This window comes from Ruegeria sp. BHSC026 (assembly GCF_059613065.1).
The window spans coordinates 16,639-38,286 of sequence record NZ_JBXWRV010000011.1; the positions used below are offsets into that span (position 1 = coordinate 16,639).

At 64.5% G+C, this 21,648-nt stretch carries 20 protein-coding genes and 1 riboswitch; of the genes, 15 read left to right on the forward strand and 5 right to left on the reverse strand.

Annotated elements, in window-relative coordinates:
- Window positions 1-42 precede the first annotated feature (42 nt).
- A riboswitch (cobalamin riboswitch) is annotated at window positions 43-251 on the forward strand.
- Between the two features lie 36 nt (window positions 252-287).
- From AC2FME_RS13555 to AC2FME_RS13565, 3 genes are all read left to right on the forward strand, one after another.
- Window positions 288-458 carry a CbtB domain-containing protein gene (locus AC2FME_RS13555; protein ID WP_496680184.1) on the forward strand — a complete coding sequence of 57 codons (171 nt, stop codon included), beginning with the start codon at window positions 288-290 and terminating at the stop codon, window positions 456-458.
- Between the two features lie 4 nt (window positions 459-462).
- Complete coding sequence (locus tag AC2FME_RS13560; RefSeq protein WP_496800693.1) at window positions 463-1,161, forward strand: CbtA family protein; 699 nt, start codon at window positions 463-465, stop codon at window positions 1,159-1,161.
- Between the two features lie 64 nt (window positions 1,162-1,225).
- Window positions 1,226-1,720 carry a hypothetical protein gene (locus AC2FME_RS13565; RefSeq protein WP_496800694.1) on the forward strand — a complete coding sequence of 165 codons (495 nt, stop codon included), beginning with the start codon at window positions 1,226-1,228 and terminating at the stop codon, window positions 1,718-1,720.
- Here the strand turns inward: AC2FME_RS13565 and AC2FME_RS13570 are convergent.
- Window positions 1,708-2,052, reverse strand: a complete 345-nt coding sequence (locus tag AC2FME_RS13570; RefSeq protein WP_496800695.1) for a DUF1636 family protein — start codon at window positions 2,050-2,052, stop codon at window positions 1,708-1,710. The two genes, AC2FME_RS13565 and AC2FME_RS13570, sit on opposite strands and share 13 nt — an antisense overlap.
- Before the next feature lie 144 nt (window positions 2,053-2,196).
- Here AC2FME_RS13570 and AC2FME_RS13575 point away from each other — a divergent pair, with 144 nt between their 5' ends.
- The 3 genes from AC2FME_RS13575 (at window position 2,197) to AC2FME_RS13585 (ending at window position 5,528) form a co-directional block, all read left to right on the forward strand.
- The gene (locus AC2FME_RS13575) at window positions 2,197-2,658 is read left to right on the forward strand and encodes a DUF302 domain-containing protein (RefSeq protein WP_496800696.1); all 462 of its coding nucleotides are present in this window, start codon (window positions 2,197-2,199) and stop codon (window positions 2,656-2,658) included.
- Between the two features lie 79 nt (window positions 2,659-2,737).
- Entirely contained in the window at window positions 2,738-4,357 is a 1,620-nt protein-coding gene (locus AC2FME_RS13580; protein WP_496800697.1) for a thiamine pyrophosphate-binding protein, read from the forward strand.
- Window positions 4,344-5,528, forward strand: a complete 1,185-nt coding sequence (locus tag AC2FME_RS13585; protein ID WP_496800698.1) for a CaiB/BaiF CoA transferase family protein — start codon at window positions 4,344-4,346, stop codon at window positions 5,526-5,528. Before AC2FME_RS13580 ends, AC2FME_RS13585 begins: the two co-directional genes overlap by 14 nt.
- 130 nt (window positions 5,529-5,658) lie before the next feature.
- Here the strand turns inward: AC2FME_RS13585 and AC2FME_RS13590 are convergent, their stop codons facing one another.
- Window positions 5,659-6,474, reverse strand: coding sequence for a DeoR/GlpR family DNA-binding transcription regulator (locus AC2FME_RS13590; RefSeq protein ID WP_496680173.1), 816 nt, complete (start codon window positions 6,472-6,474; stop codon window positions 5,659-5,661).
- A gap of 167 nt (window positions 6,475-6,641) precedes the next feature.
- Here AC2FME_RS13590 and AC2FME_RS13595 point away from each other — a divergent pair, with 167 nt between their 5' ends.
- The 5 genes from AC2FME_RS13595 (at window position 6,642) to AC2FME_RS13615 (ending at window position 13,276) form a co-directional block, all read left to right on the forward strand.
- Entirely contained in the window at window positions 6,642-8,303 is a 1,662-nt protein-coding gene (locus AC2FME_RS13595) for a Na/Pi cotransporter family protein (protein ID WP_496800699.1), read from the forward strand.
- Between the two features lie 93 nt (window positions 8,304-8,396).
- A complete protein-coding gene (locus tag AC2FME_RS13600; protein ID WP_496680169.1) occupies window positions 8,397-9,422 on the forward strand; it encodes an ABC transporter substrate-binding protein in 1,026 nt (341 codons plus the stop codon).
- Complete coding sequence (locus AC2FME_RS13605; protein ID WP_496680168.1) at window positions 9,423-11,639, forward strand: ABC transporter permease; 2,217 nt, start codon at window positions 9,423-9,425, stop codon at window positions 11,637-11,639.
- Window positions 11,636-12,709 (forward strand): ABC transporter ATP-binding protein, encoded by a 1,074-nt coding sequence (locus AC2FME_RS13610; RefSeq protein ID WP_496800700.1) that lies wholly within the window; start codon window positions 11,636-11,638, stop codon window positions 12,707-12,709. Before AC2FME_RS13605 ends, AC2FME_RS13610 begins: the two co-directional genes overlap by 4 nt.
- Complete coding sequence (locus tag AC2FME_RS13615) at window positions 12,710-13,276, forward strand: histidine phosphatase family protein (RefSeq protein ID WP_496800701.1); 567 nt, start codon at window positions 12,710-12,712, stop codon at window positions 13,274-13,276.
- A 3-nt stretch (window positions 13,277-13,279) separates the two neighbouring features.
- Here AC2FME_RS13615 and AC2FME_RS13620 read toward each other — a convergent pair whose 3' ends face one another.
- Window positions 13,280-14,071 (reverse strand): inositol monophosphatase family protein, encoded by a 792-nt coding sequence (locus tag AC2FME_RS13620; RefSeq protein ID WP_496687404.1) that lies wholly within the window; start codon window positions 14,069-14,071, stop codon window positions 13,280-13,282.
- A gap of 295 nt (window positions 14,072-14,366) precedes the next feature.
- Here AC2FME_RS13620 and AC2FME_RS13625 point away from each other — a divergent pair, with 295 nt between their 5' ends.
- From AC2FME_RS13625 to mdoH, 4 genes are read left to right on the forward strand one after another with little or no spacing between them, the layout of a single operon-like run.
- Window positions 14,367-15,737, forward strand: a complete 1,371-nt coding sequence (locus tag AC2FME_RS13625) for a tetratricopeptide repeat protein (RefSeq protein ID WP_496800702.1) — start codon at window positions 14,367-14,369, stop codon at window positions 15,735-15,737.
- 29 nt (window positions 15,738-15,766) lie between these two features.
- Window positions 15,767-16,984 (forward strand): OpgC family protein, encoded by a 1,218-nt coding sequence (locus tag AC2FME_RS13630; protein WP_496800703.1) that lies wholly within the window; start codon window positions 15,767-15,769, stop codon window positions 16,982-16,984.
- Window positions 16,981-18,480 (forward strand): OpgD/OpgG family glucan biosynthesis protein, encoded by a 1,500-nt coding sequence (locus tag AC2FME_RS13635; protein WP_496800704.1) that lies wholly within the window; start codon window positions 16,981-16,983, stop codon window positions 18,478-18,480. Before AC2FME_RS13630 ends, AC2FME_RS13635 begins: the two co-directional genes overlap by 4 nt.
- Window positions 18,477-20,348, forward strand: a complete 1,872-nt coding sequence (mdoH, locus tag AC2FME_RS13640) for a glucans biosynthesis glucosyltransferase MdoH (RefSeq protein WP_496800705.1) — start codon at window positions 18,477-18,479, stop codon at window positions 20,346-20,348. The genes AC2FME_RS13635 and mdoH overlap by 4 nt, the downstream gene beginning before the upstream one ends.
- Here mdoH and AC2FME_RS13645 read toward each other — a convergent pair whose 3' ends face one another.
- Complete coding sequence (locus tag AC2FME_RS13645; RefSeq protein ID WP_496800706.1) at window positions 20,349-21,167, reverse strand: CE1 family esterase; 819 nt, start codon at window positions 21,165-21,167, stop codon at window positions 20,349-20,351.
- Window positions 21,164-21,598: a rhodanese-like domain-containing protein gene (locus AC2FME_RS13650; RefSeq protein WP_496687395.1), complete on the reverse strand. Its 435-nt coding sequence runs from the start codon at window positions 21,596-21,598 to the stop codon at window positions 21,164-21,166. The genes AC2FME_RS13645 and AC2FME_RS13650 overlap by 4 nt, the downstream gene beginning before the upstream one ends.
- Window positions 21,599-21,648: the final 50 nt, after the last annotated feature.

A 21,648-nucleotide genomic window follows, 5' to 3' on the forward strand; every position in this document is an offset into this window, starting at 1 on the left:
GCGAAAGGTCGCAAATGGCGATTGCGCCATAGCGGCATTCACGTCTAAATGGACGGGTCTGGTCCTGCCGGAGACATCCGGATGCTAAGAGGGAATTTGGTGCGGCCTGCGCGCAGGTCAAATCCAAAGCCGCCCCCGCGACTGTAAGCGGTGAGCCCTGTTCAACCAGCCACTCCCGATCCGTTCGGGGGGAAGGCGAACAGAGGCGCTGACCCGCAAGCCAGGAGACCTGCCAGGCGAACAATGAAACACCGGCCGTCGGGTGCGGCGGCACAGGAGGACAGAAAATGACGACACAAACGCAAACCGCATCAACGGTACGCGCCGGCATGCTTTCGGCAGTGTTCGCGGCGGCCTTGGGCCTGGGGATTATTACCGTGGCCGGTCACGTTCAGGCATCGGCGCTGCATGACGCCGCCCATGACGTGCGCCACGCAACCGGCTTCCCCTGCCACTGAACCAATGTTCAGCCGCATTCTGACCAGCGCGTTGTTCGCTGGTGCCGCAGCCGGGTTGATCGTCGCCCTGCTGCAGTTGCTATTCGTGCAGCCCGTGTTGCTACACGCTGAACTCTATGAATCCGGGGAGTTGGTGCATTTCGGGGCCGAGGCCGTGTCGGCCCATCCCGAGCTGCCGGGCATGTTCTCGGACTTGCCCCGCGATGGGCTGAGCGTGGTGTTCACCATGCTGACCTATACCGGCTATGCGCTGGTTTTGGTCGCCCTGATGTCGCTGGCCGAGGCGCTGGGCCACCCGGTTGACGGGCGCACGGGCGTGTTGTGGGGCCTGGCCGGTTTCATCGCCTTTCATCTGGCGCCGGGTTTCACCCTGGCCCCTGAGGTTCCGGGCGTAGCCGCAGCCGATGTGTTCGCGCGGCAAATCTGGTGGTGGGCAACCGTCGCGGCTGCCGTGGTGGCGCTGTGGCTGATCGCCTTTGGTGGCAACATCGTCAGCTATCTGGTCGCGGCCGTGCTGCTGATGGCCCCGCACCTGATCGGCGCGCCGGAACCCGACGTGTTCACCGGGCCGGTTCCGACCGAGATCGGGGCCCTGTTCGCCGCGCGCGCCTTCGGCGTGGGTCTTGCGGCCTGGGTGCTGCTGGGTGCTTTTGCCGGGTATTTCTGGCAAAGCGAGGGCAAGCGCGTCGAAGCCGCGGCCTGATCCCCGAAATCCCACGATCCGCCGGCGACCAACTGGCGGATCATCTGCTTTTCAAGGAAACAAGATGACACGCTCGCTTGCACTATTTGCGATCGGTCTGGTCTTTGGCGGGGGCGCCGGGTTCGTGCTGGCCGCAGCCAACGGCGTCACCTTCGACGGTCACGACCATACCGACCCCGCTCAACACGGCGGCCATCACGTCGAGGCCACGGCCCATGATCACAGCACCGCCATCAACCTGCCCGCCGGACCGGATGCGCCGGGGCTGGAGATCGCCGTCACCCCTGACCCGATGGCGGGTTGGAACCTGCATGTGGTGCCAAAGAACTTCCACTTCTCTCCGGAGAACGCCTCATTGGCGGACAGGCCTGGCGAAGGCCATGCGCATGTCTATGTGAACGGCGTCAAGCTAGCGCGGCTTTATGGTAACTGGATGCACCTTCCGGACCTGCCCAAGGGAGAAGCCACCATTGAGGTCTCGCTGAACGCCAACAGCCACAGCCCGCTCGCCGTGGATGGGGTGCCTGTCAGCGCCTCGGTCACGGTTCAGGTGGACTGAAGCGCAGGGATCCGCGCCCGCAGACACAAGCGAAGCCGCCCGCACGGCCGGGCGTCCTCGATCCAGCCATTCGGGCTGTTCAGAATGGTCCGGCAGGTCGCCGCAATGTCATCGGCATCGGCAACCGGATCGATCCCCGAAAACACGTAAGACGCCAAGCTTTCCCCCTGAATCGCCACCACGGTCGGTTCATTGCAGCCACTGAAACAGGCGTGCTCGGCGATCTCGACCTGCCCGTCCAGTCCCGCAGCGCGCAGGGCTTCCAATACGGCCTGTCGCTCGGCCGGCTGGTCGCGCTCGCCCGCGCAGCTGCTGCAGATCAAAACACGCATGCCCCTCGCCTGCCTTTTCCGTTTCACACTGTCGCTTGTGCGGGTTTCGCACCCCCGGCGCAAGCCCGCCGCCCACGATATTGTGACTGTACGCATGCAGGATTTCGGGAAGACTTGGGCCACCCACGACCTGGAGAGCCCGTGATGAAACCTCTTTTGTTTTTCCTCGGCCTGCTGGCGCTTCCCGCGCTGGCGGCCGATATCGAACCCCGGCCCGGTTGGGCCGTCTACCCGACAGCCAAGGCCCATGACGCGCTGGTGGCCGACACGATCGCAGCGGTCAAGGCAAACGGGATGGCCGTGGTCACCCAGGCCGGGCCGACCAAGGCCGCCGCCGCGCGCGGCATCACCATTCCTGGCAACCGGGTGATCGGCGTCTTCAACAACGACTATGCGGTGCGGGTTCTGGAACAATCGGTGCCCGCGATGATCGAGGCGCCGATCCGCCTGTATGTCACGGAAAACGAGGACGGAACCGCTACGCTGTCCTACAAGACGCCCAGCCTGGTCTTTACCCCTTACACCGATGGCACCGGCGCCCTGACCGCGATCGCCGCAGAGTTGGACGCCAAGTTCGCCGCCATCGCCGAGATGGCTGTCAATTAGTCACACTGACGTGATGCGGCTTGCGCCGGCCCGGAACCTCCGCAATCTGCTGCGCAACGGAACTTACGGAGCTTGTTCGATGCAGGACCTGTCCCCCCGCGCTGCGGACCTTCTGGCGAAACGGCTGTACGAGGCCGGGTGCCGCCACGCTTTCGGCATGCCCGGGGGCGAGGTATTGACCTTGGTCGATGCGCTGGAAAAGGCCGGGATCACCTTTCACCTGACCAAGCACGAAAACTCCGCTGGTTTCATGGCCGAGGCGGTGCACCACCGCGACGGCGCGCCAGCGATTCTGGTGGCGACTCTGGGGCCGGGGGCAATGAACGGCATCAATGTCGTGGCCAACGCGCTGCAGGATCGGGTGCCGATGATCGTGCTGACCGGCTGCGTCGATGCCGACGAGGCGCTGACCTATACCCATCAGGTCATGGATCACGCGCAGGTCTATCGCTCGATCACCAAGGGCACGTTCACCCTGACGGCCATGGGCGCCGACATCATCGCCGACAAGGCCGTGTCGCTGGCCACCCAGCCGCGACCGGGGCCGGTGCATATCGACGTGCCGATTTCCGTCGCCGATACCCGGGTGTCGGTCACCAAACGCCGACGGCTGACCCGGGCCGCCCGCGTCGCGCCCGAGGGGACATGCCTGGAGAAGGCCCGCCGCTGGGTGGCCGAGGCCGAGCGTCCGCTGGCGATCATCGGGCTGGACGTGCTGTATGACGACTCGCGCAGCGTTGTGCGGGCGTTTCTGGAACATTTCGGCATCCCGTTCGTCACGACCTACAAGGCCAAGGGCGTGGTGCCCGAGGATCACCCGCTGTGCCTGGGCGGTGCGGGCCTGTCGCCCCTGGCCGACACGCTCCTTGTGCCGCTGGTCGAACAGGCCGACCTGATCCTGTGTCTGGGCTACGACCCGATCGAGATGCGCCCAGGTTGGCGCGAGATCTGGGACCCGGACGAGAAACGCGTGATCGACATCTCGGCCGTAGCGAATGACCACTACATGCACCAGGCGGGGCTGAACCTGGTGGCCGATACCGGCGCCACGCTTGAGGCGATCGCCAAGGGCAACCCTGCACGACCGACTTGGCCCCAAGGCCAACCGGCGCAGGTCAAGGCCGCATTGGCTGCGGCCTTTCCGACCGATGACGACTGGGGCCCCGCCGCCGTGATCGCCGAGGCCCGCGACACCCTGCCCCCCGAAACACTGGCCACCGCCGACAGCGGCGCGCACCGCATCCTCCTTAGCCAGATGTGGCGATGCTCCGAAGCGCGCGGCCTGATCCAGTCGTCGGCGCTGTGCACGATGGGTTGCGCCGTTCCAATGGCGATCGGCTTGAAACTGGCCGAACCAGACCGACCGGTGATCAGTTTTTCCGGCGATGCCGGGTTCCTGATGGTGGCCGGTGAGTTGTCGACCGCCGCAGAAATGGGCGGAAACCCGATCTTTCTGGTCTTTGTCGATGCCAGCCTGGCACTGATCGAATTGAAACAACGCCAGCGCCAGATGGGCAACCGGGGCGTAGATTTCGACCGGCATGACTATGCCGCGATGGGCCGGGCGTTCGGCGGCAACGGCCACACCGTGCGCAACCGCGCCGAACTGCGGGCGGCGCTGAAGGCCGCGATGGCCGCCGACACGTTCACCGTGATCGCCGCCGAGATCGACCGCGGAGGCTATGATGGCCGCATCTGAAGGGCCGCTGAAGGGCGTCAAGGTTCTGGATCTGTCGCGCATTCTGGCCGGCCCGACCTGTACGCAGCTGCTGGGCGATCTAGGCGCTAGCGTGATCAAGGTGGAAAATCCGGCCACCGGTGGCGACGACACCCGCCAGTGGGGGCCGCCCTATGTCACCGATGCGGATGGCAACCCGACCGATCTGAGCGCCTATTTCATGGCCGCGAACCGCAACAAGAAGTCCGTCGCCATCGATATCGCCACGCCAGAGGGGCAGGAACAGATCCGGCGGCTGGCTTCCCATGCCGACATCTTCATAGAAAACTTCAAACCCGGCGGGCTGGCCAAATACGGGCTGGACCATGAAACCCTCTCGCGCGACTTTCCGGGGCTGATCTACTGTTCGATCTCGGGCTACGGCCAGACCGGCCCGAACGCGGCCAAGCCTGGCTATGACCTGATGGCGCAGGGCTATGGCGGGATCATGTCGCTGACGGGCGAACCGGACGGAGCCCCGATGAAAGTGGGCGTGGGCATCGCCGACGTAATGTGCGGCATGTACGCGATCGTCGGCATTCTGGCGGCGCTGCGCCACCGGGATCAAACCGGCGAAGGCCAGCAGATCGACATCGCACTGGTCGACAGCCAGATCGCATGGCTGATCAACGAGGGCGTGAATTATCTGACCTCGGGCCAGGTTCCACAGCGGCGCGGCAATGGGCACCCCAACATCGTGCCCTACGATGTTTATGAAACCGCCGACGGCCACGTCATTCTGGCCGTGGGAAATGACAGCCAGTTCCGGCGCTTCTGCGGCTTTCTGAACCTCGATCACCTGCCCGACGATGCGCGGTTCGCCACCAACCCGGCCCGGCTGGAACACCGCGATGCCCTGAACGCGGTACTGCGGCCCGCGCTGCAGCGGCTGGACACCAAGGCCGTCATCGATGGCCTCGAGGCGCTGAAAGTGCCGGTCGGCCCGGTTCAGACGCTGGATCAGGTCTTTGCCTCGGACCAGGTGGCCGCGCGGCAGATGCAGATCGACATGCAGGCCGGCCCCGCCCCCGTCAGTCTGATCGGAAACCCGCTGAAGCTGTCCCGCACGCCCGTGACCTATCGAACGGCACCTCCGACCTTTGGGGCGGATACCCAAGCCGTCCTGGACGCGGACGACCCGTTCGAGGCATGACCAGGAACTGCCTTGATCGGGCATATGTGGGGCCATCGCCCCGACGATCACACTGAACTGGGCGCAAATTTGGACAACGGAAGTTTGGCGCGGCTCTGTGCGGCCCTTCTTGGACCAGAGCTTGCCGGTTTCAGCCAAAGTCCGCCAACACGATTTCCACGTTTGCAGCGTCGAGCGCCGCGCGCAACGGCCCCGTCGGCGCGGTATCGACCACGACGCTGTCCAAATCGGCCAGCGCGCCGGCGCGGACCAAACCCTTGCAGCCGAATTTCTGCGCATCGATCAGCAGGTGCCTGTTGGCCGCGCGCTGCAGCATCGTCCTCTTGATCGCCGCAAAGCCGCTGATCGCCTCCGACACCCCCTCGTCGGTCAGGCCCGTCGCGCCGATCAGGCAGCGATCGACATTGAACCGCGAGAGATACTCGAGCGTATCGGCGCCGATCACGGCCGATTCAGCCGGCAGGAATTCCCCCGGACAGAGGATCACGTCGGCCGCGCTGTCACCCAGCGCTGCGGCGACCGGAATCGAGTTCGTTATCACCGTACAAGACCGCCCCTGCAACGCCAGAGCGCGGGCCAGTTGAATCGTTGTTGACCCGGAGTCGATCATTACCGTGTCGCCCTCCTGCACCAGCGCAGCCGCCGTTTCCCCGATACGCGTACGCTCGGCGGCACGGGCGGCCGTACGCTCGTCAAGGCTGGGGTAATGGCCTTGCGACGCGGTCGAGGCCCCGCCATGCGCGCGCGCCAGCAGGCCATCCTTGGCGAGGGCGTCAAAATCCCGCCGGACGGTCTCGGTCGAGACGTTGAAGCTGCGGGCCAGATCGCTGATCCGGACATGCGGCCGCAATTTCAGCTCGAGCAGGATCTGTCGCCGCCGGTCTGATTTCTTCAGCCGGTCCTTTCCCTTCCTGGCGTCTTTCTGTTTTGCCTTGGTGTTTGACATCTTGAACTCCGGCCCGGTCAACATGGCAAAACTGTGGGCTTTCCAGCATTTTTGCAAATATTTTGTTGCAAAACCCTCAAATTGGTGGTGACACTTGCCAAACTTCGAGAATACAAACGCGGTTGGTCAACAATGCGCCACCAAAGACTGAAGCGGGCGACTTCCACATGATCGTACTTGCCACACATCTCGCGGCGGCGGTGGCGCTGCTGTTGTGGTCAGTCCGGCTGATCCGAACGGGCATCGAACGCGCCTTTCTGCCGGAACTGAAGCGTGGGCTGAAAACCTTGTCCGAACGCAAGCTGTCGGCCGCACTTGGCGGCAGCCTGACGGCCATGCTGATGCAAAGCGCGACTGCGGTGGCCCTGATCGGCGCGGGATTCGCCGTATCGGGGATGTTGGCGGCGCAATCGGCTCTGGCCTTGATTCTGGGGGCCGAGTTGGGCTCGGCCTTGATGACGCAGGTTCTGTTCCTGCCGGTCGAGGCGGTGATACCCTTTGCCTTGCTTGCGGGCGTGGTCACCTTCTTGAAGGCGCAGCGCCGCAAGACCAAACAGGTCGGCCGCATCGTGATCGGATTTGCCCTGGTGCTGCTGTCGCTTGGCATGATCCGCGAGGCCACCGCGTCGATCGGGGCCAACCCGATCGTCCAGAGCATTGCCGCCTATTTTGAGAACGATCTGCTCAGCGCCTATGTGATCGGCGCATTGCTGGCCTGGGTGATGCATTCCAGCCTGGCCTCGGTACTGACGTTCGCAACTTTCACTGCATCGGGACTGATCGCCGCCCCGGTCGCGGCCGCACTGGTGATCGGGGCCAATCTGGGCGGAGCGGTGATTCCGGTAGCCCTGCTGTGGGGACACGAGCGCCCGGCCAGGCTGGTGGTTCTGTCGAACCTCGTGGCACGTGCGGGTCTGACGCTGGTTGCCCTGACACTGCTGCTGGCCGGGATACTGAACATGGACATGCTCGCTGCTGCGCCGGGCCAGCAGGTTGTCCTGCTGCATATCCTGCTGAACGCCATCCTTCTGGTGGTCGCACTGCCGCTGACCGAACCTCTGGTTGCATTGGTCGACAGGTTTCTGCCGCGCCACGCGGCGTCAACCACCGAAAGCGTTTCGGCGCTGGATCCCGGCGCCCTCGACCACCCGCCTCTGGCAATGGCCTGCGCACAGCGCGAGCTGCTGCGTATGGCAGAAACGGTGCAGGCCATGCTGGTGCCGGTGGTTCAACTGTTTCGGAACTGGAATCCGGAACTAGTCCGGGTGATCCAGCTGCGCGAGGACGACGTCGACCGGATGCACTTCGCCATCAAGATCTACATCTCGCGCATGCGCGAAAACGACCTGACGCCGGAGCAGGAAAAGAAATCGCTGGGCATTGTGGCCACGGCCAACAACCTGGAAGAGGCCGCCGACCGGCTCGCGGTCAACCTGGTGGCGGTGGCGCAAAAACTGGCCGACGAAGCGTTGACCTTTTCCAAGGAAGGGTTGGCCGACATCGAACATTTCCACGATCAGGTCGTTACGAACGGCCAGTTGGCGCTAAGCGTTCTGACAACCGGCGACGCCGAGGCCGCTCGTCAGTTGGTGGCCGAGAAGGACCGGATCCGGATCGAGGAACAGAACCTGCAGGAACGGCACCTGAAACGTCTGCAGAACGGCGCGGCGGCCAGCATTGAAACCACGAACATCCATCAAGAAACACTGCGCCTGCTCAAGCAGGTGAACGCGGCCCTCGCCTTCGTGGCCTATCCGATCGCCGAGGAAACCGGTGATCTGCTGGGCAGCCGACTGGCCCGCCCCCGCAAGATCGGAGGCGCATCCTGAAGGAAGCGGACTGAAACAAAGCGGCGCAAGACCGTGTGAGGACGAGTACGAGGCGGCCAACCCGGCCACCGACATGCAACTGGGAGGAAAGACATGAAACGACTCACACTGACATTCGCAGGTTCACTCGTGGCCCTGACCACCTCGGTCTCGGCCTCCTACGCGGACAAGCTGACCCTGTACTGCTCGGCGCAGGAAGACTGGTGCCAGCTGATGGCGCGCAGCTTCGAGGACGCCACCGGCATCGATGTCAACATGACCCGCAAATCCTCGGGCGAGACCTTTGCCCAGATCCGCGCCGAGGCGTCCAACCCCAAGGGCGACGTGTGGTGGGGCGGTACGGGTGATCCGCACTTGCAGGCCGCAGAAGAGGGCCTGACGATGGAGTATCTCTCGCCCATGCGCGACCAGTTGCATGACTGGGCGCTCGCGCAGGCCGAAAGTGCCGGAAACCGGACGATCGGCATCTATTCGGGCGCGCTGGGCTATGGCTACAACACCGAGTTGCTGGCAGCCAACAACCTGGCCGAGCCGTCCTGCTGGAAGGATCTGCTGAAGCCCGAATACAAGGGCCATATCCAGATGGCGAACCCGAACTCGTCGGGGACCGCCTACACGACGCTGGCCTCGATGGTGCAGATCTTCGGCGAGGACGAAGGGTTCGACTTCATGAAGGGCCTGCACAAGAACATCAATCAATACACCAAATCGGGCTCGGCCCCGATCAAGGCGGCGGCCCGTGGCGAGACGACCATCGGGATCGTCTTCATGCATGACGCGGTAAAACAAGCCGTGGCGGGCTTTCCCATCCAGGTGGTCGCCCCGTGCGAAGGCACCGGCTACGAGATCGGGTCGATGTCGATCATCGACGGCGCCCGCAACGTCGAAGAAGCCAAGAAATTCTATGACTGGGCCTTGAGCGCTGAGGCGCAGAACCTGGCGCTCGAGGTCAACGCTTTTCAAGTACCGTCGAACAAGGCGGCCAAGACCTCGGACAGCGCGCCGGACATGAGCCAGATCAAGCTGATCGACTATGATTTCAAGAAATACGGCTCGTCCGACGAACGCAAACGCCTGCTGCAGAAATGGGACGAAGAGGTTTCGGTTCTGCCGCAGTAAATGACGCGTTCCACCACAAAAACGGCCCATTCGGTGCTGATCTTCTGGATCGCCGCCGGGTGGGTCGGCTATTGCCTGCTGCCGTGGTACATGGTCGAGGACGGCTTCTGGTCGTTCCACTGGCTGGTCGATGGCTATCCGTTTGACGACGACTATGCCCCTGCGGCCTTTCTGATTGCACAGGGCAAGAAGCTTTGGCTGGCGCCGATGGTCCTTGCGCTGGCCTTGCCACTGCTGGCGCTGGGCCGGCCGAAATCCGACCCGCTGCACGCCCGCATCCTGATCCTGTCGGGGGCGTTCGGCTTTGCCTGGCTGATCGCGCAGGGGTTCGGCATCGGCATCCGTGGGTTCAACTTCGACTGGCTCACCGCCCTGTTCGGAGAGCTGGGCGACCGGCAGTTCGGCATGGGCTATGGCGCGATGATCTGCGCCTCGAGCTTTCTGTTTTTGCTGACCCAAGGGATCGCCGCGCGCGGCGCCGTGAACGGAGACGTGTTCGTCGTCAGCGCCATCGGCGGCGTCATCACCATCGTCACCGCCTTTGTCTTCTTCCCGATCGCCAGAATGCTGTTTGCCGCCTTCGTGACCGAGGACGGGGCCTATTCGGTGGCGGTCTTCTTCTCGAAATTCTTCGACGACCGGCTGTGGGGGCTAGGGTGCCTATGGGGCGCGAAATGCGGTGCGGCCTGGAATTCGCTGGTGCTGGCGGTTCTGGTCGGGCTGCTTACCACCGCGTTGGGCCTGTGTTTCGCGCTGGTCGTCACCCGGTCGGGCTTTCGCTACAAACGAGCGCTGCGCGCCCTGACGGTGCTGCCTATCATCACCCCGCCCTTCGTGATCGGACTGGCGCTGATCCTGCTGTTCGGCCTGTCCGGATCGGTAACGCGCTTCGTCGCCGATCTGTTCGGCACCCAGCCCACGCGCTGGCTGTACGGGATGCCCGGCATCCTGATCGCACAGACCCTTGCCTTCACGCCCATCGCCTTCCTGGTGCTGATCGGCGTGGTCGAGGGTGTCTCGCCCTCGATGGAGGAGGCCGCACAGACCTTGCGGGCCAACCGGTGGCAGACCTTCAGAACCGTCTCGCTGCCCTTGATGCGACCGGGCCTGGCGAACGCCTTCCTGCTGGGCTTCATCGAGAGCATGGCCGATTTCGGCAACCCGCTGGTTCTTGGCGGCAATTTCGACGTGCTGTCGACCGAGATCTTCTTTGCCATCGTCGGCGCCCAGTACGATCAGGGCCGCGCGGCGGTGCTGGCGATGGTGCTTTTGTTCTTTACCCTGTCGGCCTTCTACGCTCAGCGCGTGTGGCTGGGCAAGAAAAGCTATACCACCGTGACCGGCAAGGGCGATTCCGGTGTGCATCCGCTGATGCCCACGGGCCTGTCGATCCCGGTAGCGGTAATCGCGCTGGGCTGGGCGCTGTTCACGGTAGTCGTCTATGCGATGATCGTCTATGGCAGCGTGGTCGAGCTGTGGGGGGTCAACAACACGCTGACCTTCAAGCACTACGTCACCGCCTTCTCGGTGCGGCTGGATGCGGAAGGCATCCGCTGGACCGGCGCCGCCTGGGACAGTTTCTGGACCACCATAACCATCGCCGCCATCGCCGCCCCGCTGACCGCCGCCGTGGGTCTGGTGACGGCCTACCTTCTGACCCGGCAGAATTTTGCGGGCAAGAACGCCTTCGAATTCGGCACCATGCTGTCCTTTGCCATTCCCGGCACGGTGATCGGCGTCAGTTATATTCTGGCGTTCAACGTGCCCCCGATCGAGATCACGGGAACCGGTGTCATCCTGGTGGTCAGCTTCATCTTTCGCAACATGCCGGTGGGTGTGCGCGCCGGCATCGCCAGCATGTCACAGCTGGACCGCAGCCTGGATGAATCCTCGCTGACGCTGGGGGCGAATTCCTGGCAGACCTTCCGGCGGGTCATCCTGCCGCTGCTGCGGCCGGCGATCCTGGCTGCGCTGGTCTACAGCTTCGTCCGCGCGATGACCGCCATCTCGGCCGTGATCTTCCTGGTCAGTGCCGAATATGACATGGCCACCAGCTATATCATCGGGCGGGTCGAGAACAACGATTATGGCCTGGCCATCGCTTATTCCACGACCCTGATCTTCGTGATGCTAGCGGCGGTCGGGCTGCTGCAACTTCTGGTGGGCCGGGTCCGCATCGGGCGGCGCACAGTGCACGAAACGGAGACATTGCCATGACCGACACTCATATCGGCTCGAAGGCCGCCCCGGTCCGCTTTGAACGCGTGTCCAAGGTTTTCGGAAAGGATGTCGTCGCCGTCGACGCCATCGACCTGCATGTCGAAGCGGGCAAGCTGGTCACGTTGCTGGGTCCGTCGGGCTGCGGCAAGACCACGACCCTGCGCATGATCGCGGGGCTCGAGATGGCCAGTTCGGGCCGCATCCTTATCGGCGACCGCGACGTGACAAAGCTACCGGCGACCGACCGCGACGTGTCGATGGTGTTCCAGTCCTATGCCCTGTTCCCGCACATGAGCGTGCTGGAAAACGTCATGTATGGCCTGACCTTTTCGGGCTTCGGCAAGGACGAGGCCCGCAGCCGCGCGTTGCAGGGGCTGGATCTGGTGGGCCTCAAGGGGTTTGACGCGCGGTTGCCATCGGAACTGTCGGGCGGTCAGCAGCAGCGGGTCGCCGTGGCGCGTGCGCTGGTTCTGGAACCGCAAGTACTGTTGTTCGACGAGCCGCTGTCGAATCTGGATGCCAAGCTGCGCCGCCAGGTGCGCGAGGACATCCGCGCCATCCAGCAGGATCTCGGCCTGACAGTGGTCTATGTCACCCATGACCAGGAAGAGGCACTGGCCGTATCGGACGAGATCGTGGTGATGCGCAACGCCGCCATTGCCCAGATCGGAACGCCCCGACAGCTTTATGATGCCCCCAACGACCGCTTCGTGGCCGATTTCATCGGCGAGGCCAACCTGCTGGCCTGTCAGATCGTTGCCATCGAAGGCGAAACCGCAACGATCGAAATCGAAGGCTATCGCCATTGCCTGCCATCCCGCGGGCTGCCCCAAGGGCCGGGCACCGTCGCCGTCCGCCCGTCGCGGCTGGTGATCGGGGCCGAGCGGGGAATTCCGGCCACGGTGGCCAAAGCAACCTATGTCGGTGTGCGGATGGAATACACGCTGACCGGCAATTTCGGCCAGGTCTTCGCGGTGCACGAAGACGTGGACACCCCGCTGGCCCCCGGCGCGCAGGTGCGGATGGCCTTCGCCGACAAAGGCCCGGTCCTGCTGCCCGAGGCATAGATGCCCGACCTGCTGGTGATCACGCATCCCGAAGTCGTCGTCGACTCCGACATCCTGGTGGTGGACTGGCCTCTGTGCGACCGGGGCCGCCGCCGAGCCAAGACATTCGCCGCCAGCCCCGAAATGGACAAAGTTTCACATATATGGGTCAGCACCGAAAGAAAGGCCCGCGAAACCGCTGCGATCCTTGCGGCGCCTCGCGCCTTGCCTGTGGCACAAAACGCGGCCTTGGGCGAAAATGATCGCAGCGCCACAGGATATTTGCCCCACACCGTGTTCGAAAGCGCGGCCGACGCGTTTTTTGCCCAGCCCGACCAGAGCTTTTGCGGATGGGAAACCGCTCGCGCCGCGCAGACCCGGATGCTCGGTGCCGTTTCCCGGATTGTCGCAACGCATGACGGGGCGGATCTTGCGGTCGTGACCCATGGGGCCGTCGGCACGCTATTGTGGTGTGCCTTGTCGCACCGGCCCATCGACCGCCAATTCGACCAACCTTTCCAAGGACATTTCTGGCGCGCGGATCTGGCAACCTTGCGGCCTCGGACCGGGTGGCGCTCGATCGGCTAGCGGTCAGTCCGCCCAGGCCTGCTCGGCGATCTCGCGCAGGGTGTCGAACACGTCGGGCGTGCCCGCGATCACGCGGCCGCCCTGGCGGATCATGGCATCGGCATCCTGATCTTCGACACAGCCACCGGCCTCGGCGATCATCAGTTGCCCCGCCAGGCAGTCCCAGGCGTTCATGTGCTCTTCGACATAGCCCAACAACCGCCCCGCCGCGACATAGGCCAGGGACAAGGCCCCACTGGCATTGCGGTGAAACATCGCCCCGCGCGCAATCAGGTCTGACACGATCGGCACGACATGGCGCGCCTCGATCCGGTTCGAATAGCCCACCGCCACCGTGCCCGAGTTCAACGCGACGCCGGAAGCAACCTGCATCGGTGCTCCGTTCAGCGTGGCGCCGCCACCGCGCGCGGCCGCAAAGGTTTCGTGCACATTCGGATCATGGATCACGCCGATCTGGGTCCGCCCATCAGCGACCCCGGCCAGAACCACCGTCCAGACCGGGATTCCATTGACGAAATTCGTTGTGCCGTCTATCGGGTCGATCACCCAGTCAAAGCCGCTGGTCCCCGGCGTGCGGCCGTGTTCCTCGCCCACCACCCCATCCTCGGGCCATGTCTCTGCGATTTTCTGGCGAATGAAGGTCTCGACATTCCGGTCGGCCTCGCTGACCCAGTCCTGCGCGCCCTTCCGGTCGACGACCAGCGCACTGCGATCCGCAAAATAGCGCATGGCGAGTTCACCGGCCTGCTTGCAGATTGCAACGGCAAAATCCTTGCGGGTCAGGTCGTTTGTCACGGGGCACCTCCATGTTATGCGCCGTACTGTGGCAACTGTGGCCCCGAAAGGCAAACCGACCGTCCCTTGCGAGATACCTCTGGGTGATCGCGCGGCAAACACAGCCTGCAACTGAAACACTCTGGCCCGTTTCGGCGGCAAGTTGCTGAAAATGTGCCGGAACAGGCGGATTTTTTCGCGTTTGCCGCACACGGGCTTTCACCAATTCGAGAGCAGGCCCGATACTGGTACGTCGCACCCGAACACTCTGCTAAGCCCAGAGGTGTCACTTTGCGCAACCGGATTGGACCCAAGCATGAAACAAGACCTTTTTGGACAGATGAACACCCTCATCGACCCGGCTGCGGTCGAGGCGTGGAACGGTGTGCTGCTTGGTTTCCTGGCCCACGCGGCCGTAACACCCCAGCATCTGGGCAGAGTGCTGGAACTGGAACCGGAATTTGCGCTGGGCCATGCGGTCAAGGGGTTGTTCATGGTGCTGCTGGGCCGGCGCGAAATGACGGCCGTCGCCCACGAGGCCGCCGCAACCGCCCGCGCCGCTGCCGATCACCAGCCGATCACCCCGCGCGAGGCGTTGTATCTGGACGCCCTGGATCATTGGCTGGCGGGTCATCCGTCGCGCGCGATCCAGACGTTCGAGACCATCCTGCGCGCCCACCCCGAGGACGCGCTGGCCATGAAGCTCAGCCATGCCACCCGGTTCGTTCTGGGCGACGCGGCTGGCATGCGCCGCTCGATCGAGCGGGTCCTGCCCGCCTATGCGCCCGATCATCCGGGCCGCGGCTACCTTCTGGGCTGCCATTCCTTCGCGCTCGAGGAAACCGGCGACTACGACAAGGCCGAGATCGCGGGCCGGCAGGCGCTATGGATGGTGTCGGACGATGCCTGGGGCCTGCACGCGGTGGCGCATGTGCACGAGATGACCGGCAACGCCAAGGCCGGCCTGGACTGGTTCGCGGGGCGCGAGGCAGCCTGGGCGCATTGCAACAATTTCCGCTATCACGTCTGGTGGCACAAGGCGCTGATGCATCTGGATCTGGGTCAGGTCGATCAGGTGATCGCGCTCTACGATCACGAGATCCGCAAGGACAAGACGGATGATTACCGCGACATCTCGAACGCGACTTCGCTGCTGTCGCGGCTTGAACTGGAAGGCGTCGATGTCGGCAGCAGGTGGGAAGAACTGGCCGATCTGAGCGCGGCGCGCACCGAGGACGGTTGCCTGATCTTTGCCGATCTGCACTATCTGCTGGCCCTTACCGGAGACAGCCGCGCCGATGCCACGGCCAAGTTGCTGGGGCGCATTCACAAGGATGCCCAGACCCCCGAGACCGACACGGCAAGGCGCATGGCCGATCCCGGCCTAGCGGCTGCCAAGGGACTCGAGGCGTTCGGAGAGGGCGACCATGCCCGCGCCTTTGACCACCTGCTGGCCGCGCGCGACAGCATGCAGCTGGCGGGCGGCAGCCACGCGCAACGCGACGTCTTCGAACGCATCACCATCGATTCCGGCCTGCGCGCGGGGCGGTTCGACGCGGTCGAGCGCATTTTGGACGACAGGCGGGCCAAGCGCGGAGGCGCCGAGGACAATTATGCCCTAGCCCGGCGTGCGCTGATCGACGCCGCGCGCGACCAGTCGGATGCGCAAAGCGTGCCTGCAGAATAACGACAAGACCAAGAAGGACCCGAGACCGCATGGCGACCGCATCGCCCGTTTCTGATTTCGCCCCGGTGGAAACCCCCGCCGCAGCCCGCTCCACGACGCGGGACCCGCGGCTGGATTTCTATCGCGGCATCGCGATGTTCATCATCCTGATCGCACATATTCCCAACAACCCGTGGTCGCGCTGGATTCCGGCGCGGTTCGGCTTTTCCGATGCCACAGAGATTTTCGTCTTCTGTTCGGGCATGGCCTCGGCCATCGCCTTTGGCGGAGCGTTCCTGCGCAAGGGCTGGTGGATGGGCACGGCGCGGGTCAGCTTCCGCATCTGGCAGGTCTACTGGGCGCATATCTGCCTGTTCTTCTTCGTCGCCATGTCCATGGCGGCCTTGGATCTGTCGGGTACCTTCGACAAAAGCTATGTCAACGCTCTGAACCTGCAGCATTTCTTCAACGACCCGGCGCCGCAGATGGTGGGTCTTTTCACGCTGACATATGTTCCGAACTATTTCGACATCCTGCCCATGTACCTGGTGGTTCTGGCGATGATGCCGCTGTTCATGGGGCTGTCTCGGGTCGGGGTCTGGGCGGTCGGGCTGGTTTCGGTCGCGATCTGGCTGGTCGCGCAAACCGGCGCGTTGGCCTTGCCGGCCGAGCCGTGGTCGGACCGGCAGTGGTTCTTCAACCCGTTCGGCTGGCAGCTTCTGTTCTTCACAGGCTTTGCCTTTATGCGCGGCTGGCTGCCGGCGCCCCCGGTGTCCAAGACCCTGATCTGGGCGGCGGTGGCGTTTCTGGTCCTGTCTGCGCCCTTCGGATCATGGAAAGTGTTTCTGTGGGTTCAGGCCGCAGCCCCCGACCTGGCGGCCGAAATCCGCAAGGTCTGGCCGCTGACGGCCGAACTGCGCGAAAAGACGGATTTCGGCCTGTTCCGCTATGTGCACTTTCTGTCGCTGGCCTATCTGGGCTGGGTCGCGGCGGGCACCCATGGGCACCGGCTAATCGCAACGGGACACGGCGCCTACGCGCGGATCTGGCAAGTGGTCCTGAAGCTGATCACCAAAGTCGGCCAGCAATCGCTTGCCGTGTTCGTATTTTCCATGGCAGTGGCACGACTTATCGGCGTTTTCCTGGATGAATTCGGGCGGGATTTCGCCGCCGTTCTGACCGCCAATCTTTTTGGATTTGCAATGCTGATCGGCGTTGCCTATCTGGCCGCTTGGTTCAAATCACACCCGTGGAAGTCGAAGACATGAAGCTTACGCGTCGTTCCTTTCTGGCGTCGACAACGGCGCTCGCCTTCGCCCGGGCCGCATGGGCCACGGGCGGCGACGTTGCGTTTGACCGGGCCGATGTCATCGCCATGGCCCGAGACCTGGCCAGCCGCCCCTATCAGGCGCGCGCCCAGGTTCCGCAAGAGTGGCTGGACCTGACCTATGAGCAGTACCGGTCGATCCGGTTCCGGCTGGATCACGGGCTTTGGTTCGGGACCGACACCCCGTTCAACGCGGATTTCTTTGCACCCGGCCTGTACTTCCCCCGCCCGGTCCAGATCTCGACCGTCGAGGGCGGCCGGGTCGAGGCCGTACCCTTCGATCTCGAGATGTTCGACCGGGCCGAGGACGTCCCGCCCTTGCCTGTCAGCGACACACTTGGCTTCTCGGGGTTCCGTCTGCGCACCGAGATGCACCGCCCCGGCAAGACCGACGAGTTCTGCGTGTTCCAGGGCGCCAGCTATTTCCGCGCCATCGGGCTGCACGAGGTCTATGGCCTGTCGGCGCGTGGTTTGGCGCTGAAAACCGGCGACCCCGAGGGCGAGGAATTCCCCGAATTCATCCGGTTCTGGCTGGAACGGCCCAGGCCCGGCCAACGCAACATGGTCGTGCATGCGCTGATGGACAGCCCCAGCGTGGCCGGGGCCTACCGGTTTGACATTACCGCCGGCGAAGACTGCCAGATGCAGGTCGAGGCGACCCTGTTCCCGCGCACCGACCTGACCCATGTGGGCATCGCGCCGGGCACCTCGATGTTCCTGTTCGACCAGACCAATCACAACCGGTTCGACGATTTCCGCCCCGCCGTGCATGACAGCGACGGGCTGATGATCCGCAATGGCGCCGGCGAAGTGATCTGGCGGCCACTGGCCAACCCCACGCGGCTGCAGATTTCATCATTCGTCGACATGAACCCGCGCGGCTTTGGCCTGATGCAGCGCAAGCGCGCCTTTTCCGACTATGCCGATCTCGAGGCGCAATACCACAAACGCCCGGGTCTGTGGGTCGAACCGATCGGCGATTGGGGCAAGGGCACCGTGACGCTGGTGGAAATTCCGGCAGACCAGGAGATCTATGACAACATCGTCGCCTATTGGCGCCCGGCCGAGCCGATGGCGGCGGGCACGCAGGTCGATCTGGCCTATCGCCTGACTTGGGGCGAGCAGCCACAGCGCACGGCCATGCCCCGGGTGATCCGCACGGCCATGGGCGAGAACACCTTTGGCGAGGGCCGGCTGGCCGTGATCGACTTCGAGCCCAGCGAATTGTTCGAAGACCCCGACGCGCTGAGCGTCTTCGTGCAGTCACCCCATGCCGAAACGTCGGATGGCGTACTGCAGCGCAACCCCGACACCGGCGGGCTGCGGCTGGCATTTTCCTTCCAGCCGGGCGACCGCGACCATGTCGAATTGCGGGCGCAGCTGCGTCTGGGCGAGGCCCCGGCCTCCGAGGTCTGGCTTTACCGGTGGACCGCATGAGCCCCGATCTTCATATCATGCCGCCCGAGGCCCCCCTGCCGATGCCCGCGCAGGACTTCCGCGCCGGGTTTCGCGACGCGAAAGTGCCCGAACGGCCCGGCGACCGGTCTGCGGGCCTGTGGCGGGCAATGGCGTTTTCCCCCGCCATGGGCGCGACGCTGGCCCTGTTGTGGTTTCTGGTGGACTGGTTCGACACCGAGGGCATCAACCTGGTCGAGGCCATTCTGCTAACGCTTATTTCGTTCAACTTCTTCTGGATCGCATTCACCGTCAGTACGGTTCTGCTGGGAATGGTTTCCTTGTCCCGCCAAGACCGGCCCCGGCGCGCGGCCCGGCCGCAGCCGTTGCGCGTGGCCCTGCTGATGCCGGTCTACAACGAAGTGCCGTGGAACGTTCTGGGCAATGCGCGCACGATGCTGGAAGACCTGCGCGCGCGCGGCGGTCAGCATCACTATGCGATGTTCATCCTGTCTGACACGCGCGATCCCGATATCGCCGCCCAGGAACAGGCCAGCGTCGAGGCGCTGCGCACCACGCTGGCCCCGGGGCTTGAACTGTATTACCGCCGCCGCGCCGAAAACACCGACCGCAAGGTGGGCAACATCGCCGATTGGGTCAGCCGCTGGGGCGGCGCCTGGGATGCGATGCTGGTTTTGGATGCCGACAGCCTGATGACCGGGCGCGCCATCGCGCGGCTGACCGACGCATTGGCCCGTGACCCCGGCGCCGGGCTGATCCAAAGCTATCCGCAGTTGATCGGCGCCCAGTCGGTCTTTGCCCGGATGCAGCAATTCGCCAACGGCGTCTATGGCATCGCCTTTGCCGAGGGGCTGGCCCGCTGGTGCGGGCAAGAAGGCAATTACTGGGGCCACAACGCGATCATCCGCACCAAGGCCTTTGCGGCCTGCGCAGGCCTGCCAAAACTGCGCGCTCTCAACGGACGCGAGCAATTGATCATGAGCCACGATTTCGTGGAGGCCGGCCTGCTGCGCCGGGCCGGATGGGGGGTCCGGTTCCTGCCCCGCATCCGCGGGTCCTACGAGGAAACACCCCCTACCCTGATCGACCATGCCCTACGCGACCGTCGCTGGTGCCAGGGCAACCTGCAGCATCTGCGGCTGCTGGGGTCGGCGGGTTTCAAGGCCGTATCGCGTTTTCACCTGTTCCACGGGGCCGTCGGATATCTGATGTCACCCCTGTGGTTCGCTCTGCTTCTCATGTGGGCGCTGATCGGCCAGGGCAAGGACGCCTCGGTCCTGCATTACTTCAGCCCCGACAATCCCCTGTTCCCGCAATGGCCGGAAATGACCGAGACGCGCCACGTTCTGATCATCCTGGTGATGTACGCGATGCTGCTGGCGCCCAAGATCCTTGGTGCGCTGGCCCTGCCGCTGAGCGGGGTCCGCTACTCCGATTTCGGCGGCGCCGGGCGGTTCTTTGCGTCCTTCCTGTTCGAGGTCATCCTGTCGATCCTGTTTGCCCCCATCCTGATGGTCCAGCAGATGATCGCGGTATTCCGCACGATGTTCGGGGTGCAAAAGGGCTGGGCGCCCCAGGCGCGCGCGGGTGGCCGGTACGGTCTGCGCACGCTGATCCTGTTTCATGCGCTGGAAACGGTCAGCGGCGTGGCGCTGAGCGTCGGCATCCTGTCCGGGCTGGTCTCGGTCTGGCTGGCCCCGATCGCCGTCAGCCTGACCTTCGCGGTGCCGCTCTCGGCGCTCAGCGGGGTCTCGGCGGCCCGGGCGCGGCGGTTGCTGCGGATGCCTGAGGATGTCAAGGAACCAGCGATCAGCCGCGCCGCCCGTGCCCACCGCAACGAGTTGAAGCGCCTGATCAAGGGCAAACGAACGCTGACCGCGGCGGAATGATCAGCCGCCCGGTAGGCCTTCGTACCAATCCAGCATCATGTCGGCCCAGCCTGCGGGCACAGTGTGGCCACCGGGGAACAGGGCGAATTCAAGCGCGCTGCCATCGGCGCAGCGGGTCCATTTGCGGCGCAGGAACGGCCCCGTAGTGGAAATCCCGTCCGGGCGGTTATCGGCGCAACCATTGGCCTGCCGCCAGATTTCCAGACCGGCAAAAATATCACCCTGCAGGAACCGGCCGCCACCCAGCGCCCGCCCCTCGAGCGGTACCACGTTGTCGGTCCAGCCATGGGTGTGGAACAGGCGGACAGGCCCGGCGCAGCCGTCGGGATGCGGGCGCCAGAACCCGCCCGATACCGGAACAAAGGCCGAAAACGCGTCGGGCGTGGCGCAGGCCAGGTAGTTCACCATGAACCCGCCGCCCGAAAACCCGCCAAGGATGACGCGGTCGGGGTCGATGTCAAACCGGCGGACGGCATCCCGGACCACTTCGGCCAGGAATGCGGCTTCGTCGCGGCCCTCCCAACCGGGATAGAAGTTCCAGCTTTTGCGCCCGTTGCGCAGCGCGCCATCGGGTGCCATCACCGCGTATCCGCGCGCCAGCAGCGGTTCGACCATTCCGCGGTTCCTGAGGGTCCCCGACGCGCTGCCGCCGTAACCATGCAGGAACACTACCAAGGGCGGATGGTCCTGGTCGGGGACCTCGATCAGATAGGTACCCCGCGCGGTTTCACACGCCCCTTCGACCCCATCGCAGGCCGCCAGCGCCGGTCCGGCAAGCAACGCGGCCCAGACCGACAGCCACCGGGCAACGGCACTCACGATTGCACCTCGTAGGGGTCGACCGGCAACCCGGCCCGGATCCAGCCCGGCCCGGCCGCCGAGCCCAACATGCCCTCGGGGACGTCGATGATGTTGGAAAACCCGGCGCGGGTCAGGGCGTTGCTCAGCCGGGCCGACCGGACACCGCGCGCGCAGATCAGGGCAACCGGACGGCTGCGGTCGCCGCCGGTCAGACGGTCGAGTGCGGCCACGAAATCGTCGCGCCGCATATCCAAGGGGATCGCGCCCCGCCCGATACCCGTCGCCCGCCATTCCCGCGGTGTACGGATGTCGATCAGAAGAACGTCGCCGGACACGGCGCTGGCCTGCGCCTGCGCGACGCTCAGCTTGCCGCCGGAAAACTCCTCGGGGATCAGACGGTACTCGCGGATCGCAAACCCCACGGCCAAAGCGGCCGTTCCAGCCAGCAACACCCATCTGCGCCGTTTCAACCTCTGCTCTGCCAACTCGAACCCTCCGG

What these genes read in the sequence shown, in the direction of transcription:
- AC2FME_RS13555 (WP_496680184.1), top strand. Translation starts at nt 288, where the DNA reads ATGACGACACAAACGCAAACCGCATCAACGGTACGCGCCGGCATGCTT.
- AC2FME_RS13560 (WP_496800693.1), top strand. Translation starts at nt 463, where the DNA reads ATGTTCAGCCGCATTCTGACCAGCGCGTTGTTCGCTGGTGCCGCAGCC.
- AC2FME_RS13565 (WP_496800694.1), top strand. Translation starts at nt 1,226, where the DNA reads ATGACACGCTCGCTTGCACTATTTGCGATCGGTCTGGTCTTTGGCGGG.
- AC2FME_RS13570 (WP_496800695.1), bottom strand. Translation starts at nt 2,052, where the DNA reads ATGCGTGTTTTGATCTGCAGCAGCTGCGCGGGCGAGCGCGACCAGCCG.
- AC2FME_RS13575 (WP_496800696.1), top strand. Translation starts at nt 2,197, where the DNA reads ATGAAACCTCTTTTGTTTTTCCTCGGCCTGCTGGCGCTTCCCGCGCTG.
- AC2FME_RS13580 (WP_496800697.1), top strand. Translation starts at nt 2,738, where the DNA reads ATGCAGGACCTGTCCCCCCGCGCTGCGGACCTTCTGGCGAAACGGCTG.
- AC2FME_RS13585 (WP_496800698.1), top strand. Translation starts at nt 4,344, where the DNA reads ATGGCCGCATCTGAAGGGCCGCTGAAGGGCGTCAAGGTTCTGGATCTG.
- AC2FME_RS13590 (WP_496680173.1), bottom strand. Translation starts at nt 6,474, where the DNA reads ATGTCAAACACCAAGGCAAAACAGAAAGACGCCAGGAAGGGAAAGGAC.
- AC2FME_RS13595 (WP_496800699.1), top strand. Translation starts at nt 6,642, where the DNA reads ATGATCGTACTTGCCACACATCTCGCGGCGGCGGTGGCGCTGCTGTTG.
- AC2FME_RS13600 (WP_496680169.1), top strand. Translation starts at nt 8,397, where the DNA reads ATGAAACGACTCACACTGACATTCGCAGGTTCACTCGTGGCCCTGACC.
- AC2FME_RS13605 (WP_496680168.1), top strand. Translation starts at nt 9,423, where the DNA reads ATGACGCGTTCCACCACAAAAACGGCCCATTCGGTGCTGATCTTCTGG.
- AC2FME_RS13610 (WP_496800700.1), top strand. Translation starts at nt 11,636, where the DNA reads ATGACCGACACTCATATCGGCTCGAAGGCCGCCCCGGTCCGCTTTGAA.
- AC2FME_RS13615 (WP_496800701.1), top strand. Translation starts at nt 12,710, where the DNA reads ATGCCCGACCTGCTGGTGATCACGCATCCCGAAGTCGTCGTCGACTCC.
- AC2FME_RS13625 (WP_496800702.1), top strand. Translation starts at nt 14,367, where the DNA reads ATGAAACAAGACCTTTTTGGACAGATGAACACCCTCATCGACCCGGCT.
- AC2FME_RS13630 (WP_496800703.1), top strand. Translation starts at nt 15,767, where the DNA reads ATGGCGACCGCATCGCCCGTTTCTGATTTCGCCCCGGTGGAAACCCCC.
- AC2FME_RS13635 (WP_496800704.1), top strand. Translation starts at nt 16,981, where the DNA reads ATGAAGCTTACGCGTCGTTCCTTTCTGGCGTCGACAACGGCGCTCGCC.
- mdoH (WP_496800705.1), top strand. Translation starts at nt 18,477, where the DNA reads ATGAGCCCCGATCTTCATATCATGCCGCCCGAGGCCCCCCTGCCGATG.